Genomic DNA, 15819 nt, shown 5'->3' with positions numbered 1-15819 from the left:
CCCCTGACGGCGGGCGAACGTGCATGATCATCGCAGCGGCGGCGCCGCCCCTTCGGCGTGATCATGCACGTTCGCCCCGTTCCGGAAACGGGTTGCGCGGCGCGCCTATGGTGGACGTCGTGGGTCAGCAGCGGCGGCGGAGTGGGCGAGGCCCGCACAGGGACCGCCGGCCGCGGCTGACCCCGGCGCAGGTCGAGGCGCGCCGCGCGACCATCCCGGTGATCGCCTACCCGGACCTGCCGGTCAGTGCGGTGCGGGACGAGATCGCCGCGCTCATCCGCGACCACCAGGTGGTGATCGTCGCGGGGGAGACCGGGTCGGGCAAGACGACCCAGCTGCCGAAGATCTGCCTCGAGCTCGGACGCGGTGTCGAGGGCATGATCGGGCACACGCAGCCGCGCCGGATCGCCGCTCGCACGGTGAGCGAGCGGATCGCCGAGGAGCTCGGGGTCGACGTCGGCGAGCAGGTCGGCTGGAGCGTGCGGTTCACCGACCGCGCGGGCCCGAACACGTTGGTGCGGGTCATGACCGACGGCATCCTGCTCGCCGAGATCCAACGGGACCGGATGCTGACCCGCTACGACACGATCATCATCGACGAGGCGCACGAACGCAGCCTCAACGTGGACTTCCTGCTCGGCTACCTCAAGCAGCTGCTGCCGCGCCGGCCCGACCTCAAGCTCGTGATCACGTCGGCGACCATCGACCCCCAGCGCTTCTCCCGGCACTTCGACGACGCGCCGGTGATCGAGGTCTCCGGCCGCACCTATCCGGTCGAGCTGCGCTACCGGCCGGTCGTCGACCCAGACGACCCGGACGCCGACCCCGACCGCGACCAGGTGCAGGCCATCTGTGACGCGGTCGTCGAGCTCACCGGTGACGGTCCGGGCGACATCCTGGTGTTCCTGTCGGGTGAGCGCGAGATCCGCGACGCCGCAGAGGCGTTGCGCGCGTTGGAGCTGCGGTTCACCGAGGTCATCCCGCTGTACGCGCGGCTGTCGTCCGCCGAGCAGCACCGGGTGTTCCAGCCGCACACCGGACGTCGGGTCGTGCTGGCCACCAACGTCGCCGAGACCTCGCTGACCGTGCCGGGGATCCGGTACGTCGTCGACCCCGGAACGGCCCGGATCTCCCGCTACAGCAGGCGGTTGAAGGTCCAGCGCCTGCCGATCGAGAAGGTGTCCCAGGCATCCGCGAACCAGCGCGCCGGGCGGTGCGGCCGGGTCGCCGAGGGGATCTGCATCCGGCTCTACAGCCAGGAGGACTTCGAGGCCCGGCCCGAGTTCACCGAACCGGAGATCCTGCGCACCAACCTGGCCTCGGTCATCCTCCAGATGACCTCGATCGGCCTGGGGGACATCGGTGCGTTCCCGTTCGTCGAGCCGCCCGACCGGCGCAGCGTGCGCGACGGCATCCAGCTGCTGCACGAGCTCGGCGCCATCGACCCCGACCAGCCCGACCCGCGCAAGCGGCTCACCCACTCCGGTCGCCAGCTCGCCCAGCTCCCCCTGGACCCGCGCCTGGCCCGCATGGTCATCGAGGCCGATCGTGAAGGGTGCCTGCGCGAGGTGCTCGTCGTGGCCGCGGCCCTGTCGATCCAGGATCCGCGGGAACGCCCGCCGGACGCACAGGCCCAGGCGGACCAGCAGCACGCCCGGTTCCGCGACCCGACGTCGGACTTCCTGTCCTGGCTGAACCTGTGGGAGTACCTGCGCGAGCAGCAGAAGGCGCTGTCCGGCAATGCTTTCCGTCGGATGTGCCGCAGCGAGTACCTGCACTACCTGCGGGTCCGCGAGTGGCAGGACGTGCACGCCCAGCTCAAGCAGGTGGTCAAGCAGCTCGGGCTGGCGCGGTCCAGCGGGCTGCACGAGGACGGGTCGGTGGACGCCGACCGCCTGCACCGCGCGCTGCTGTCCGGCCTGCTCTCGCACGTCGGCCTGCGCGACACGGTGCAGCGCGACTACCTCGGCGCGCGTGGGGCGCGCTTCGCGATCTGGCCCGGGTCCGCCGTGGCCCGCAAGCCGCCGACCCTGGTCATGGCGGCCGAGCTCGTGGAGACGTCCCGCCTGTGGGGCCGCACGGTCGCCCGGATCGAGCCGGAGTGGGCCGAAGCCCTGGCGCCGCACCTGATCACCCGGACCTACAGCGAACCGCACTGGAGCAGCAAGCGGGCAGCGGTGATGGCCCGCGAACGGGTCCTGCTGTACGGCGTCCCGCTGGTGGTGGACCGGCTGGTCGGCTACGGCCAGGTCGACCCGGAGCTGGCTCGCGAGCTGTTCATCCGGCACGCCCTGGTCGAGGGCGACTGGCGCACGGACCACCGGTTCTTCCGCCGCAACCGCGAGCTGCTCGCCGACGTCGAGGCACTCGAGCAGCGCACCCGCCGACGCGACCTGCTGGTCGATGACGAGGTGATCTTCGAGTTCTACGACGCGCGTGTCCCAGCGGACGTGGTGTCCGGCCGGCACTTCGACGCGTGGTGGAAGCAGCGCCGCCACGAGGAGCCCGAGCTGCTGTCGTTCACGCCCGACCTGCTGGTGCGCGACGAGGCGGGAGCGGTGGACGACGACGCGTACCCGACCACCTGGGCCGCCGGTGGCGTCGAGCTGGCGGTGACCTACCAGTTCGAGCCCGGCACCGCGGCAGACGGGGTGACCGTGCACGTGCCGCTCCCGGTGCTGGGCCAGCTGACGACCCGGCCGTTCGACTGGCAGATCCCTGGCCTGCGCCTCGAGCTCGTCACCGCGCTGATCCGCGGGCTGCCGAAGTCGTTGCGGCGCAGCCTGATCCCGGCGCCGGACCGGGCAGCCGACGTGCTGGCCCGGGTCGGTCCGGCGGACGGGCCGCTGCTCGACGTCCTGGCCGGCGCCCTGGAGGACCTCACCGGCACCCGGATCGGTGCCGACGACTGGTCGCCGGATGCGCTGCCGGCCCACCTGCGGGTGACGTTCCGGGTCGAGGACGACCGCGGTCGCGTCCTGGGCGAGGGGCAGGACCTGCCCGCCCTGCAGCACCGGCTGCAGCCCCAGCTGCGCGCGGCCATCGCGCGGCGTCCGGACAGCATCGAGCGGACGGGCCTGCAGGACTGGACGATCGACGTCCTGCCGACCGAGCACCGTACCGTCGTGGACGGCCACGAGGTCGTCGGGTTCCCCGCCCTCGTCGACGAGGGCGAGACGGTCGCGGTCCGGGTGCTGACGACGCCCGGCGAGGCGCGGGCGGCGCACACCGCCGGCGTCCGGCGCCTGCTGCGGTCGTCGGCCCGCTCGCCGGTGCCGTACGTGCTGTCGCAGCTGTCCAACGCGAGCAAGCTGGTGCTGTCCCGGGCCAAGCACGCCACGGCGACGGAGCTCGTCGACGACTGCACGGATGCCGCGGTGGACGCGCTCGTGGCCGAGGCGGGTGGTGCGGACTCGGTGCGGGACAAGGCGTCCTTCGCGGCCGTGCGTGACGTCGTGGGCCGCGGGCTGGACCAGCGCACCCTGGCGGTCGTGGAGCAGGTCGAGCAGGTGCTGGCGGCGGCGTACGACGTCCAGTCCCGGCTGCGCGGGACGACGTCCATGACCTTGCTCCCGGCCATGCACGACCTGCAGTCCCAGCTGGACGGGCTCGTGCACCCCGGCTTCGTGCGAGAGGCGGGGGCCGCCCGGCTGCCCGACCTGCTGCGCTACCTCAAGGCGATGGCCGTCCGGCTCGACCGGCTCCCCACCGACCCGGCGCGCGACCGCGGCTCGCAGTCCCAGGTGGAGATGGCCGCCGACGAGCTCGAGAAGGCGCTGGCGGCCCTGCCGCCCGGGCGTGAGCCGTCCCCGGCGCTGCGTGAGGTGCGCTGGATGCTCGAGGAGCTACGGGTCAGCCTGTTCGCCCCGACGATGCGCACCGCCTACCCCGTGTCGCCCCAGCGCATCCACCGTGCCATCGTCGCTGCATGAGCCCACGCGAGCGAGACCTGGACGTCGTTGTGTTCGGGGCCACCGGCTTCGTCGGCCGGCTGGTGGCCGACTACCTGGCCGAGCACGCCCCGGCCAGTCTGCGGATCGGTCTCGGGGGCCGGTCACTGGAGCGGCTCGAGGCCGTGCGCCGCACGCTCGGGGAGCGCGCTCGGGACTGGCCGCTGATCGTCGCCGACGGCGCGGACGACGACGCGCTGGCCGAGCTGGCGGGGCGCACCCGGGTGGTGGCGACCACGGTCGGTCCGTACCTGAGGTACGGGCTGCCGCTGGCCAAGGCGTGCGCGGCGGCCGGCACCCACTACGCGGACCTGACCGGTGAGGTGCTGTTCGTGCGGGCCAGCATCGACGCGGTCGACGAGTCCGCCCGGGCCAGTGGCGCGCGCATCGTGCACGCGTGCGGCTTCGACTCGATCCCCTCGGACCTCGGTGTGCTGCTGCTGCACCAGGCGGCGGCCGCCGATGGCGCCGGCGAGCTCACCGACACCACGCTCGTCGCGGTCATGAAGGGCGGCTTCAGCGGCGGCACGATCGACTCGATGCGCGCCCAGGTCGAGGCGGTGCAGTCCGAGAAGTCGTTGCGGCGCATCGTCGTCGACCCGTACGCCCTCAGCCCCGACCGGGACGACGAGCCCGACCTCGGCGACGAGCGGGACCGGGTGGCGGTGTTCGAGTCCGACCTGCTCGGCGGCTGGGTCGGACCGTTCGTGATGGCGTCGTTCAACACCCGGATCGTGCGGCGCAGCAACGCGTTGCAGGGCTGGGCCTACGGCCGCTCGTTCCGCTACCGCGAGCTCGCCGGGTACGGCCGCGGGACCAGGGCGCGGGTGACCGCGAACGCCGTCACCGGCGTTCTGGGTGGGGTGCTGGCGGGGATGCAGAAGCCCCGGATGCGCGGGCTCGTCGACCGGCTGCTGCCCTCGCCGGGGGAGGGGCCGAGTGCCGAGAAGCGTGCCGCCGGGTTCTTCCGGATGCGGGTGCGCAGCACCACGACGTCCGGCGTCGACTACGTCGCAACCGTTGCGGCGCAAGGTGATCCAGGCTATGCGGCCACCGCCGTGATGCTCGGCGAGAGCGCGCTGGCGCTGGCCGAGGGTTCTGGTCTGCCGGAGGCTGCGGGCGTGCTGACCCCGGCTACCGGCATCGGCGACGCGCTCGTGCAGCGCCTGCGCGTGGCTGGTCTGACGTTGTCGGTGGAACGAGAGGGTGAGTGACGTGGTGCGGATCCTGGTCGGCGTGCTGCTCGTCGTGGTCGGTGCGCTCTGGTTCGGGCAGGGCATGGGGTGGATCGGCGGCAGCGGCATGTCCGGCGAGACGCTGTGGGCGGTCGTCGGGCCGGTGGTCGCGCTGCTCGGCCTGGGCATGGTGGCCTCCGGGCTGCGCCGGCGTTCCGCCCGCTGAGTCGGGGGGCTAGCCGTCTCCGCGCGGGCGGCGACGCGCGCGCAGTCGGCTGAACCAGCCCGCGGTGGCGATCGCCTCCGCGGTCCCACCGCCGGCGACGATCCCGGCGGCCATCCCGGTGAGCGTGTCGTGGCAGGACGCGCAGAGCACCCGCCCGGTCACGGTGCGCTGGCCGGTGCCGTTGGCCCGCCGGCGGCAGGAGTCACAGGTGAAGGACATGGCGCAGAGGGTCCCACACCTCACGCCCGTGCGGGCATCGCCAGCCGGCGGCCTGGCCGCGCGAAGGCGCGTCAGCCGGTCGGCTCGTCCGCGGCGTCCTGCGACGACAGCGGCTCGGCGATGTCCTCCAGCGAGCGCTGCTCCGCGTCCACGCCCACGAAGGCCTCGACCACCCCGCCGGCGATCATCAGCGCGGCCCCGAGGTAGTAGCCGATCGCGACGTTGCTGAGCTGCTCGGTCGCGACCAGCTTGCCGAACAGCAGCGGGCCGATGATGCCGCCGAGCCCGGTGCCGACGGCGTAGAACAACGCGATGGACATCGCGCGGGTCTCCATCGGGAAGATCTCGCTGACCGTCAGGTACGCCGCGCTGGTGCCGGCCGAGGCCAGGAAGAACACGGCGCACCAGCACAGGGTGAGCGTGGTCGCGTTGAGGCCCGTCAGGAACAGCGCCGTGGCGACCAGCAGCAGCCCGCTCCCGACGTAGCAGATCGAGATCATGACGCGCCGACCCACGGTGTCGAACAGCCGACCCAGCAGCAACGGCCCGAGGAAGTTACCCAGCGCCAACGGGATGATGTACCAGCCGGCCGAGCCCGACCCGACGCCGAAGAACGTGGTCAGCACGAGGCCTTGGGTGAAGAACACCGCGTTGTAGAGGAAGGCCTGGCCCACGAACAGCGACAAGCCGAGCAGGGTGCGCTTGCGGTAGTCGGCCAGCAGGGTGCGCGCGATCTCGCGGAACGTCGTGGTCTCGCGCTGCTCGATCTGCAGCTCGTCGTCCTCGCCGACCTCGGACAGCGGCTCGTGCACCTCGTCGCTGACCCGGTGCTCGACGTCCCCGACGATCCGTTCCGCCTCGTCGTCCTGGCCGTGGATGAGCAGCCAGCGGGGGCTCTCCGGAACGTTGCGGCGCACGAACAGCACGACCAGACCCAGCACCGCGCCGAGGGCGAACGCCACCCGCCAGCCGATGTTGGCGGGCAGGAAGTCCTCGTTCAGCAGGACGATCGTCAGCGCCGCGCCGGCGGCCGCGCCCAGCCAGTACGACCCGTTGATGAACAGGTCGATCCGGCCCCGCAGGTTCTTCGGCATCAGCTCGTCGATGGCCGAGTTGATCGCCGCGTACTCGCCGCCGATGCCGGCGCCGGTCAGGAAGCGGCACACGAAGAAGTACATCGGGTTCATCGAGAACGCCGTTGCCACCGTCGCCAGCAGGTAGACGGTCAGGGTGATGAAGAACATCTTCTTGCGGCCGTGCTTCTCGGTGAGGTGCCCGAAGAACAGCGCGCCCAAGCACGCACCGAGGACGTAGATCGCTGCGGCCACGCCGATCTGGCTGGCCGTGAGGGCCAGGCCGCTGCCCTTCTCGGTCAGCCGGTCGGACAGCGAGCCGACGATCGTCACCTCCAGCCCGTCCAGGATCCAGACGGTGCCGAGGCCGACCAGCACCATGCGGTGCCAGGGGGACCAGGGCAGGCGGTCGAGGCGGGCGGGGATGCGGGTCGTCACGAGGCTCACGGGAGGCAACCCTGGACCCGATCGCCTCGTCTCGCACGTCGAAGGCCTGTCGGTCTGGCGCGGCCACCCGGCAGGATGGGCCGGTGAGCATCCCCGTGATCCTGGACGTCGACACCGGCCTGGACGACGCGTGCGCGCTGCTGCTCGCGGCCCGCCACCCCGACCTCGACCTGCGTGCGGTCACCTGCGTGGCCGGCAACGCCGACGTCGACCAGGTCGTCCGCAACACCCTGCTGGTGCTGGCCGCGGCCGGCCGGCACGACGTCGCGGTCGCTCGCGGTGCGTCCCGCCCGCTGCTGGAGCCGGCCCGCGCCGCCCGGCACGTGCACGGGGAGGACGGCCTCGGCGACCTCGACCACGCCGCCCTCGGTCTGCCCGCCGCCACCGGCGAGGTCGACCAGCGGCACGCGGTCGAGCTGCTGCGTGACGAGCTGCTCGCGGCGGCCAGCAGCGGCGAGCGGATCACCCTCGTGCCGCTCGCCCCGCTGACCAACATCGCCCTGCTGCTGCGCACCTACCCCGAGGTCGCGAAAGGCTTGCGGCGCATCGTGTTCATGGGCGGCGCGGCGGCGGTCGGCAACGCGACGGCGGCCGCGGAGTTCAACATCTGGCACGACCCGGAGGCGGCTGCGGTCGTGCTCGACGCCGCCCGTGAGCTCGAGATCCCGGTGACCATGTACGGCCTCGACGTCTTCTACGACGTGCGGGTCAGCCGGGACGAGGCGGTCGAGCTCCTGGCCGTTGCCGCCCCGGCGACCCGACTCGCCGGTGCCCTCGTCCAAGCCCAGTGCGTGAAGTTCGGCACGCCGTCCGCGACCATCGGCGACGCCGGCGCGGTCTGCGCCGTGGTCGACCCGGCCGGGCTGACGACGTCTCCATTGGCAGTGCACGTGGAGCTCGCCGGTGCCCGCACCCGAGGCCAGACGGTGGTGGACCGGCGCGAGTGGGTGGGTGACCTGGACCACGACCCGCACGGCATCCCGCCCACGGTGGTCGACGTCGCCCTCGCGGTGGACGGCGATCGCTGGCGACGGCTGTGGCTGGACTCCGTCGCCTCGAAATGAACTATCTTGATGTCGAGATAGTTTGTTAGGGTGCTCGCATGACCGTCGTCCAGGACCCCGCCCCGGCCAAGCTGACCCGGCGAGGCGTCCCCGTCGACCCGAACCTGCGCACCCTGGCCGTCGCGACCCTGGTCAACACGGCGGGCAACGGCGCGATGATGACGACGTTCGCGCTCTACTTCACCCACGCGGTGGGGATCCCGGCCACCCAGGTCGGTCTGGCGCTGTCCGTCGGCGCGGTCGCGGGGATGCTCGGGCAGGTGCCGCTGGGTCACCTCGCCGACACCCGTGGCCCGCGTGAGGTGCTCTGCGCCCTCACGGCGCTGGCCGGGGTGGTCAGCGTCGGGCTCATGGTCACCCACAACATCTGGCTGCTGTGCGCGGTGCTCGGCGTCCAGGCCGTGTTCGACCGCGGCGCCAGCGCGGTGCGCAGCGGCCTGATCGCCCGGCTGGCCGAGGGCGGGCAGGCGGTCGCGTTCAAGGCGTACCTGCGGGCCGTGACGAACGTCGGCATCTCGTTCGGTGCGCTGCTCGGCGGTGTCGCGCTGGCGATCGACCAGACCTGGGCCTACCTGTCGGTGTTCGGCCTCGACGCGCTCACCTTCGTCGCCACGGCCTTCGCCCTGCGCCTGCTCCCGCACGTCGAGCCCGCGCCGCCGCGCGAGGAGGGCGCGCCGCGGCTGCAGGTGCTGCGCGACACCCCGTACGTCGTCGTCTCGGTCCTCACCGGGATCTTCGCGATCCACTTCCTGGTGATGGAGCTGGCGATCCCGCTGTGGATCGCCACCCGGACGACGGCCCCGCACTCGCTGGTCGCGGTCGTCCTGCTGGTCAACACGGTGTCCGTGGCCCTGTTCCAGGTGCGGTTGTCGCGCGGCGCGACGACCGTGCTGACGTCGTCCCGCGCGCTGGCCCGCGCCGGGTTCTGGATCCTCGGTGGATTTGCGCTGATCGCGGCGTCCGGCGGGCGGGACGCCTGGGCGGCCGTGGTGCTGGTCGTCGGCGGCGCCGGCGTGCACGTGGTGGGGGAGATGGTCGGGTCGGGCGGGCAGTGGGGGCTGCAGATGGGGCTCGCGCCGCGCGACCGGCAGGGGCAGTACCAGGGCTTCGCGGGGATGAGCTTCTCGCTGTCCGGCATCGTCGGGCCGCCGCTGATCGCGCTGCTGTGCATCGAGTGGGGGCAGCCGGGGTGGCTCGTCCTCGGGGGCGTCATCCTGGTGGCCGGGCTGCTCAGCGTGCCGGCGTCCGCGTGGGCGCTGCGCACCCGGGAGCAGTACGGCGTCCTCGACTACACCGGCTGAGGGCGACCCCACCGTCCCGCGGCCCTTGGGGCGAGTTGCTCCATTCCCGTGTTGTCGCGGGGTGCCGTTACTCCAATAGGTTCGTCGCGGGGTGCCCCCGCGACAATCCGCGGGCGCGCTCAGAGGGGGCGCAGGAGCAGCACGCTGGGGCGGCCGCCGACGCGGGTGAGCGCGATGGTGGCCTCGCCGTCGCCGGTCAGCCGGAGCTGGCGACGCAGCTGCACGGGGTCGACGGCGCTGCCGCGCTTCTTGATGGTCAGCGTGCCGACGCCACGGTCGCGGAGCAGGGCCCGCAGCGCCTTGAGGTGGAACGGCAGCACCTCCTCGACCGCGTACGAGTGCACGAGGGGGGACACGACCGGCTGGTCGGAGGTCAGGTACGCGATGGTCGGGTCGAACACCCGCGAGCCGAGCTGCGCCGCGACCTCACCGACCAGACCGGCCCGGATCACCGCGCCGTCCGGCTCGTGCAGGAACGTGCCGACCGCGCCGACCGGAGCTCGGTCGGCCTGGTCGTCCGCGAGCACCTCGTGCGCCGAACCCCGCGCGTCCAGCACCAGGGCGCTGCGCCGGACCCCCTCGCGCGCCAGCGGCCCGAACCACACGGCGCACTCGACGACGTCCCCGTGCACGGACACCCACTGCGCCTCCGCGTCGTCCGGCAGCAGGCGGTGGGCGATGCCGGGTGCCAGCTTGGCGCCCGTCGCCGGGAACCGGCGCGCGACGTCCAGCACGAACGAGTACGGCGGGGAGAACGCCTCCGGGTCGAAGGTGCGCCGCGAGCCGCCACCCTTGGACGACGTCCGCCGGGCCGGGTCGAGCCACACCCCGTCGCGGGGTTCGAGCATGCTTTCGAGGTCGAGGGTGAGGACGTCGTGGCAGCGCACCTCGACGTCCGCCCAGTGCCGCAGGTTGACCGTCGCGAAGGCCGCGGTGAGCTCGTCGGCGTCGATCGCCAGGACGGCGCGGTCCAGCCCGGCGAAGGCCATCGCGTCCGAGCCCAGTCCGCAGCCGAGGTCGGCGACGCGCTGCACCCCGGCGCCGACGTACCGGCGCGCGTGGTGGGCGGCGACGGCGAGCCGGGTGGCCTGCTCCAGGCCGTCGGGGGTGAAGAGCATGGCGTCGGCGAAGGGGCCGAGCTTGTCGTGCGCCCTCGCGCGCAGCCGCGACTGGGTCAGGGCCGCGGCGACGGTGGCGGCATCGTGGCCCTCGGAGCGCAGCCGTTCGCCGAGCGGGATGGCCAGCTTCTCGTCGTACGGGGGGAGCGACTCGAGCAGCGCCCACCCGTCCGGGGTGAGCAGGGAACGCATTCCGGTGAGGTCCACCGGGGTCACTTGTCGTCGACCACGACGATCAGGTCGCCCTCGCTGACCACGTCGCCCTCGCTGACGCCCACCTCGGCGATGGTGCCGGCCCACTCGACCTCGACCGGGATCTCCATCTTCATCGACTCGAGCAGCACGACCATGTCGCCGACGGCCACCGTGTCACCGGGCGCCACGAGCACCTTGATCACGTTGGCCACGAGCTCGGCTTCGACGCGCTGGGTCATCGATCCTCCGGGTGGGTCGGCGGCTGGTCGGCGGCTGAGCGCCTCAGTGCGCCTCATCCTGTCACTGCGCCCCGGCCCGGGGCGAACGCGGTGATCATGCACGTTCGCCCCGCTGGTTGGGGCGAAGGTGCATGATCACCGCGGGGTGGGGGCGAGGTTTGGCACTCGGGTTGACCGAGTGCTAACCGTCGGCATAGATTCAGCGTTGGCACTCTCACCCCGAGTGTGCCAACCGGAAGCCCCGCTCCGACCCCCGCGACGGCGGTGCGACGGCCTCCATCAGACCATTCGTTCATCAGCGACATTCCCGAAGGGGGAGGTCAGCAAGTGTCGGTCAGCATCAAGCCGCTCGAGGACCGGATCGTGGTCCAGGCCGTTGAGGCCGAGACGACCACGGCTTCCGGCCTGGTCATCCCGGACACCGCCAAGGAGAAGCCCCAGGAGGGCGAGGTCAAGGCCATCGGCCCGGGCCGCATCGACGACAACGGCAACCGGGTCCCGCTCGACGTCAAGGTCGGCGACAAGGTCATCTACAGCAAGTACGGCGGCACCGAGGTCAAGTACGCGGGCGAGGAGTACCTCATCCTCTCCGCGCGCGACGTCCTCGCGATCGTCGAGAAGTGACACCCGCGGGCGACTGAGCCCGCACAGCAACCGCCCCGGCGGGCCCGGCCTTCCGGTGCCTTCCGGGGCGGTCGCGTACTGCAACCCTTCTGCGAAAGGCACCTGACTTCACATGGCCAAGACCCTCGAGTTCAACGACGACGCGCGCAAGTCGCTCGAGCGCGGCGTCGACGCGCTCGCCAACGCCGTCAAGGTGACCCTCGGCCCGAAGGGCCGCAACGTGGTCATCAGCAAGGCGTGGGGCGCTCCCACCATCACCAACGACGGCGTGACCATCGCCCGCGAGGTCGAGCTCGACGACCCGTACGAGAACCTCGGCGCCCAGCTCGCCAAGGAGGTCGCGACCAAGACCAACGACGTCGCCGGTGACGGCACGACGACCGCGACCGTCCTGGCCCAGGCCATGGTCAAGGAGGGCCTGCGCAACGTGGCCGCCGGCGCCGCGCCGTCCAGCCTCAAGCGCGGCATCGACAAGGCCGTGGACGCGGTCAGCGACGCGCTGCTCAAGGCCGCCCGTGACATCGACGGCAAGGACGACATCGCCCACGTCGCGACCATCTCGGCCCAGGACGCCACGGTCGGTGCGCTCATCGCCGACGCGTTCGACAAGGTCGGCAAGGACGGCGTGATCACGGTCGAGGAGTCCTCGACCACCACGATGGAGCTCGACTTCACCGAGGGCATGCAGTTCGACAAGGGCTACCTGTCGCCGTACTTCATCACGGACGCGGAGCGCATGGAGGCCGTCCTCGAGGACGCCTACATCCTGATCCACCAGTCCAAGATCTCCGCGGTCCAGGACCTGCTGCCCCTGCTCGAGAAGGTCCTGCAGACCGGCAAGCCGCTGTTCATCGTGGCTGAGGACATCGAGGGCGAGGCCCTGTCCACGGTCATCGTGAACAAGATCCGCGGCACGTTCAACGCCGTCGCGGTCAAGGCCCCCGGCTTCGGCGACCGCCGCAAGGCCATGCTCGGCGACATCGCCGTGCTGACCGGCGCGGAGGTCATCTCCGAGGAGCTCGGCCTCAAGCTGGACCAGGTCGGCCTGGAGCAGCTCGGCCACGCCCGCCGCATCGTGGTCACGAAGGACGACACGACGATCATCGAGGGCTCGGGCGACGCGTCCGAGGTCAGCGGCCGGATGAACCAGATCAAGGGCGAGATCGAGCGCACCGACAGCGACTGGGACCGCGAGAAGCTCCAGGAGCGGCTCGCCAAGCTCTCCGGCGGTGTCTGCGTGATCAAGGTCGGCGCGCACACCGAGGTCGAGCTCAAGGAGAAGAAGCACCGCATCGAGGACGCCGTCTCGGCGACCCGCGCGGCCATCGAGGAGGGCATCGTCAGCGGTGGCGGGTCCGCCCTGCTGCAGGCCGTCTCCGTGCTGGACGACGGTCTCGACCTGTCCGGCGACGAGGCCACCGGTGTGGCGATCGTCCGCAAGGCGGCCGCCGAGCCGCTGCGCTGGATCGCGGAGAACGCGGGCCTCGAGGGCTACGTCGTGGTCGAGAAGGTCCGCGGCCTCGGTGCCGGGCACGGCCTGAACGCCGCGACCGGCGAGTACGGCGACCTGATGGCCCAGGGCGTCATCGACCCGGTCAAGGTCACCCGCTCGGCGCTGCGCAACGCGGCGTCCATCGCCTCCATGGTGCTCACCACCGACACCCTCGTGGTGGAGAAGAAGGAGCAGGAGTCCGAGCCGTCCGCTACCGGCCACGGGCACGGTCACGGCCACTGAGGTCTGAGACCCAGCACCACCCAGCACCACCCAGCACGACGAAGCGGCCCGCCCCCAGCAGGGGGCGGGCCGCTTCGCTGTCTCGCGGGCCTCAGCTGGCGGTGGCCAGCCCGTCCGCCTTGGTCCGCGCGTAGACCGCCTCGCGCTCGTCCTCCGTCATCGCGCCCCACACGCCGTACGGCTCACGAACGGTGAGCGCGTGCTGACGACAGGCGTCGATGACCGGGCAGGTGGAGCAGACCGCCTTGGCGGCGTCGTCGCGGCGGCGGCGGGTCGGGCCACGCTCGCCCTCGGGGTGGAAGAACACCGACGAGTCGACCCGACGGCACGCGCCCTGGTACTGCCACTCCCACAGATCCGCTACCGGTCCGGGAAGTCGTGAGATCTCAGCCATCTGAAAGGCCTTCCACTGCGTCGAACGTGGTCCCGCCCATGGCTCGAGCGAGGCGATGCATGATCAATTCTCCACTGGTTGAACCACCCTTGAAGCGATTCGCAAGATCAACGTACAACCGCGCCAGACATAGTTCAAGAGGCTGTCTAAGGATCTTTCTCGCGCTCTCACCGTCCATCGCCCAGCGGTCGTCGGCGGGCGGCGAGCGGTCACCCCGCGCCAGCCGCACCTGGCAGCCGATCTGGAGACCGAGTGGCGAGCACAGCCCGCACCGTCGAGACTGTGTGACGTGATCGAGCGTCGGACTCAGGACACGGGGCTGCCCGAGTCGTCGACCTTGACCGTGGCGGCCGTCGCCAAACGGCTCGGCGTCGCTCCGGCGACTCTGCGCACCTGGGCGCGCCGATACGGCCTCGGGCCCACCGACCACACCGCCGGCTCGCACCGGCGCTACAACTCGACCGACCTGGCCCGGCTGGTGGTCATGCGCCGGCTCACCCACGAGGGCCTCTCGCCCGCCCAGGCGGCCGAGTACGCACTCAGCGGTGACCCGACGGAGGAGAGCGGCGTCACCGAGCTGGACGTCGTCGGCGAGCGCGTCGCCCGCGCCGGCGGCGGGCGGGTGGTCCCGCTGCGCGAGGCCTCGGCCGCGGCGCGCGGGCTGGCCCGCGCGTCCATGACCCTCGACGCGCACGGGATCACCGAGGTGCTGCGGCGCCAGATCCGCACCGAGGGCGTCGTGGCGACGTGGGAGTCGCTCGTCTCACCCGTGCTCATCGGCCTCGGTGAGCGGTTCGCCTCCACCGGCGAGGGCGTCGAGGTCGAGCACCTGTTCAGCGAGTGCCTGACCAGCGTGCTCAACGCCACCACCGTGACCCTCGAGCGTCCGCGCAACACCGCCCAGGTCGTGCTGGCCTGTCCCACGGACGAGCAGCACAGCCTGCCGCTGCACGCCGTGTCCGCCGCGCTGGCCGAGCGTGGCGTGCTGGTCCGCCAGCTCGGCATGCGGGTGCCGGATGACGCGCTGCTCGCCGCCGTACGGCGCAGCGGTCCCGCCGTCGTGATGCTGTACGCCTCGATGCCCGTGCAGTCCACCGACGTCCTCGCAGAGCTCGCCCGGGTGCGTCCGGCCCCCCGGGTGCTCGTCGGTGGCCCGGGCTGGGGACGGGACGTGCCGCCGTACGTGACCTCGGTCGAGTCCCTCACCGACACGGTCGAGGAGATCATCGCCTCGATCCTGTGACCGCCGGGTAGCACCCGATCGGGCTAGTGCTCAGGTCCGGTGCGGTTCGTGCCGATGAAGCATCCGGACACGGTCGAGCTCAGGCCGTGCCGCCGACCGCCCACGGGGGTGGACGGCAGGACCGGACCTGGAGGACACCGCGCATGGCGACTGTGCTCGTCTGCGATGACTCGCCGCTCGCGCGGGAGACGCTGCGCCGATCCGTGGCGACGATCCCCGGCGTGACCCGCGTGCTCGCCGCCTCCAGTGGCGAGGAGGTGCTCGCCCGTTGGCCGGTCGAGCGCCCATCCCTGGTGCTCATGGACGTCCGGATGCCCGGCATCGGCGGCACCGAGGCCACCCGCCGGTTGATCGCGCTGCACCCCGAGGCGTGCGTGCTCATGATGACCGTGGCGGAGGACGTCGACGGCGTCGCTCGCGCCATCGCCGCCGGCGCTCGCGGGTACGTCGTCAAGGACGCCACCCGCGAGGAGCTCGCCGCGACCGTCGTCCAGTCCCTGACCGACGTCGCCGGCCGCCGGCACGCCGACCCCGCGACCGGCCTGGCCGGTGCGGTCCCGCAGCCGACGCTGACCGAGCGCGAGATGCAGGTGCTCACCGGCATGAGCCGGGGGCGCTCCAACGCCGAGATCGGGCGCGAGCTGTACCTGTCCGAGGACACCGTCAAGACGCACGCGCGCCGGCTGTTCCGCAAGATGGGTGCGGCCGACCGCGCCCAGGCCGTCGCGGTCGGCTTCCGCTGGGGTCTGGTGCACTGACCTCCCCTCCCGCGCAGGTACGCTGGGACATCGATCCCCGCGCGCGAGAGAGGCCCGC

General features: G+C 72.1%; 14 protein-coding genes. 9 read left to right on the top strand and 5 right to left on the bottom strand.

Features of this window, described 5'->3' with window-relative positions; translation table 11 throughout:
• Nucleotides 1-23: 23 nt before the first annotated feature.
• The 3 genes from hrpA to ABEB17_RS04310 are packed head-to-tail and all read left to right on the top strand — an operon-like array spanning nt 24 to nt 5351.
• Entirely contained in the window at nt 24-3932 is a 3909-nt protein-coding gene (gene hrpA, locus ABEB17_RS04320; RefSeq protein WP_378227049.1) for an ATP-dependent RNA helicase HrpA, read from the top strand.
• A complete protein-coding gene (locus ABEB17_RS04315; protein WP_345715347.1) occupies nt 3929-5164 on the top strand; it encodes a saccharopine dehydrogenase family protein in 1236 nt (411 codons plus the stop codon). Before hrpA ends, ABEB17_RS04315 begins: the two co-directional genes overlap by 4 nt.
• Entirely contained in the window at nt 5157-5351 is a 195-nt protein-coding gene (locus ABEB17_RS04310; RefSeq protein WP_345715346.1) for a hypothetical protein, read from the top strand. The genes ABEB17_RS04315 and ABEB17_RS04310 overlap by 8 nt, the downstream gene beginning before the upstream one ends.
• Nucleotides 5352-5360: 9 nt before the next feature.
• Here the strand turns inward: ABEB17_RS04310 and ABEB17_RS04305 are convergent, their stop codons facing one another.
• The gene (locus ABEB17_RS04305; RefSeq protein ID WP_345715345.1) at nt 5361-5570 is read right to left on the bottom strand and encodes a hypothetical protein; all 210 of its coding nucleotides are present in this window, start codon (nt 5568-5570) and stop codon (nt 5361-5363) included.
• Nucleotides 5571-5641: 71 nt separating this feature from the next.
• A complete protein-coding gene (locus tag ABEB17_RS04300; protein ID WP_345715800.1) occupies nt 5642-7024 on the bottom strand; it encodes an MFS transporter in 1383 nt (460 codons plus the stop codon).
• Nucleotides 7025-7173: 149 nt separating this feature from the next.
• Between ABEB17_RS04300 and ABEB17_RS04295 the strand changes: the two genes are divergently transcribed.
• Nucleotides 7174-8154 carry a nucleoside hydrolase gene (locus ABEB17_RS04295; protein WP_345715344.1) on the top strand — a complete coding sequence of 327 codons (981 nt, stop codon included), beginning with the start codon at nt 7174-7176 and terminating at the stop codon, nt 8152-8154.
• Between the two features lie 38 nt (nt 8155-8192).
• Complete coding sequence (locus ABEB17_RS04290; RefSeq protein ID WP_345715343.1) at nt 8193-9455, top strand: MFS transporter; 1263 nt, start codon at nt 8193-8195, stop codon at nt 9453-9455.
• A 119-nt stretch (nt 9456-9574) separates the two neighbouring features.
• Here the strand turns inward: ABEB17_RS04290 and ABEB17_RS04285 are convergent, their stop codons facing one another.
• Nucleotides 9575-10780: a class I SAM-dependent methyltransferase gene (locus ABEB17_RS04285; RefSeq protein WP_345715342.1), complete on the bottom strand. Its 1206-nt coding sequence runs from the start codon at nt 10778-10780 to the stop codon at nt 9575-9577.
• A gap of 5 nt (nt 10781-10785) precedes the next feature.
• Nucleotides 10786-11007 carry a biotin/lipoyl-binding carrier protein gene (locus ABEB17_RS04280; RefSeq protein ID WP_345715341.1) on the bottom strand — a complete coding sequence of 74 codons (222 nt, stop codon included), beginning with the start codon at nt 11005-11007 and terminating at the stop codon, nt 10786-10788.
• A gap of 327 nt (nt 11008-11334) precedes the next feature.
• Between ABEB17_RS04280 and groES the strand changes: the two genes are divergently transcribed.
• Both groES and groL read left to right on the top strand, forming a co-directional pair.
• A complete protein-coding gene (groES, locus tag ABEB17_RS04275; protein WP_345715340.1) occupies nt 11335-11631 on the top strand; it encodes a co-chaperone GroES in 297 nt (98 codons plus the stop codon).
• 112 nt (nt 11632-11743) lie between these two features.
• Nucleotides 11744-13366 carry a chaperonin GroEL gene (gene groL / locus ABEB17_RS04270; RefSeq protein ID WP_345715339.1) on the top strand — a complete coding sequence of 541 codons (1623 nt, stop codon included), beginning with the start codon at nt 11744-11746 and terminating at the stop codon, nt 13364-13366.
• Between the two features lie 91 nt (nt 13367-13457).
• On the opposite strand, the gene ABEB17_RS04265 is transcribed toward groL, so the two are convergent.
• Nucleotides 13458-13760, bottom strand: a complete 303-nt coding sequence (locus tag ABEB17_RS04265; protein ID WP_345715338.1) for a WhiB family transcriptional regulator — start codon at nt 13758-13760, stop codon at nt 13458-13460.
• A 289-nt stretch (nt 13761-14049) separates the two neighbouring features.
• Between ABEB17_RS04265 and ABEB17_RS04260 the strand changes: the two genes are divergently transcribed.
• Nucleotides 14050-15003, top strand: a complete 954-nt coding sequence (locus ABEB17_RS04260) for a MerR family transcriptional regulator (RefSeq protein WP_345715337.1) — start codon at nt 14050-14052, stop codon at nt 15001-15003.
• Between the two features lie 143 nt (nt 15004-15146).
• Nucleotides 15147-15761, top strand: a complete 615-nt coding sequence (locus tag ABEB17_RS04255; RefSeq protein WP_345715336.1) for a response regulator — start codon at nt 15147-15149, stop codon at nt 15759-15761.
• Nucleotides 15762-15819: the final 58 nt, after the last annotated feature.

Origin of the sequence: Angustibacter luteus (assembly GCF_039541115.1) — a bacterium.
GTDB classification, from domain to species: Bacteria; Actinomycetota; Actinomycetes; order Actinomycetales; family Angustibacteraceae; genus Angustibacter; species Angustibacter luteus.
This window is presented reverse-complemented; position numbering and strand designations above follow the sequence as displayed.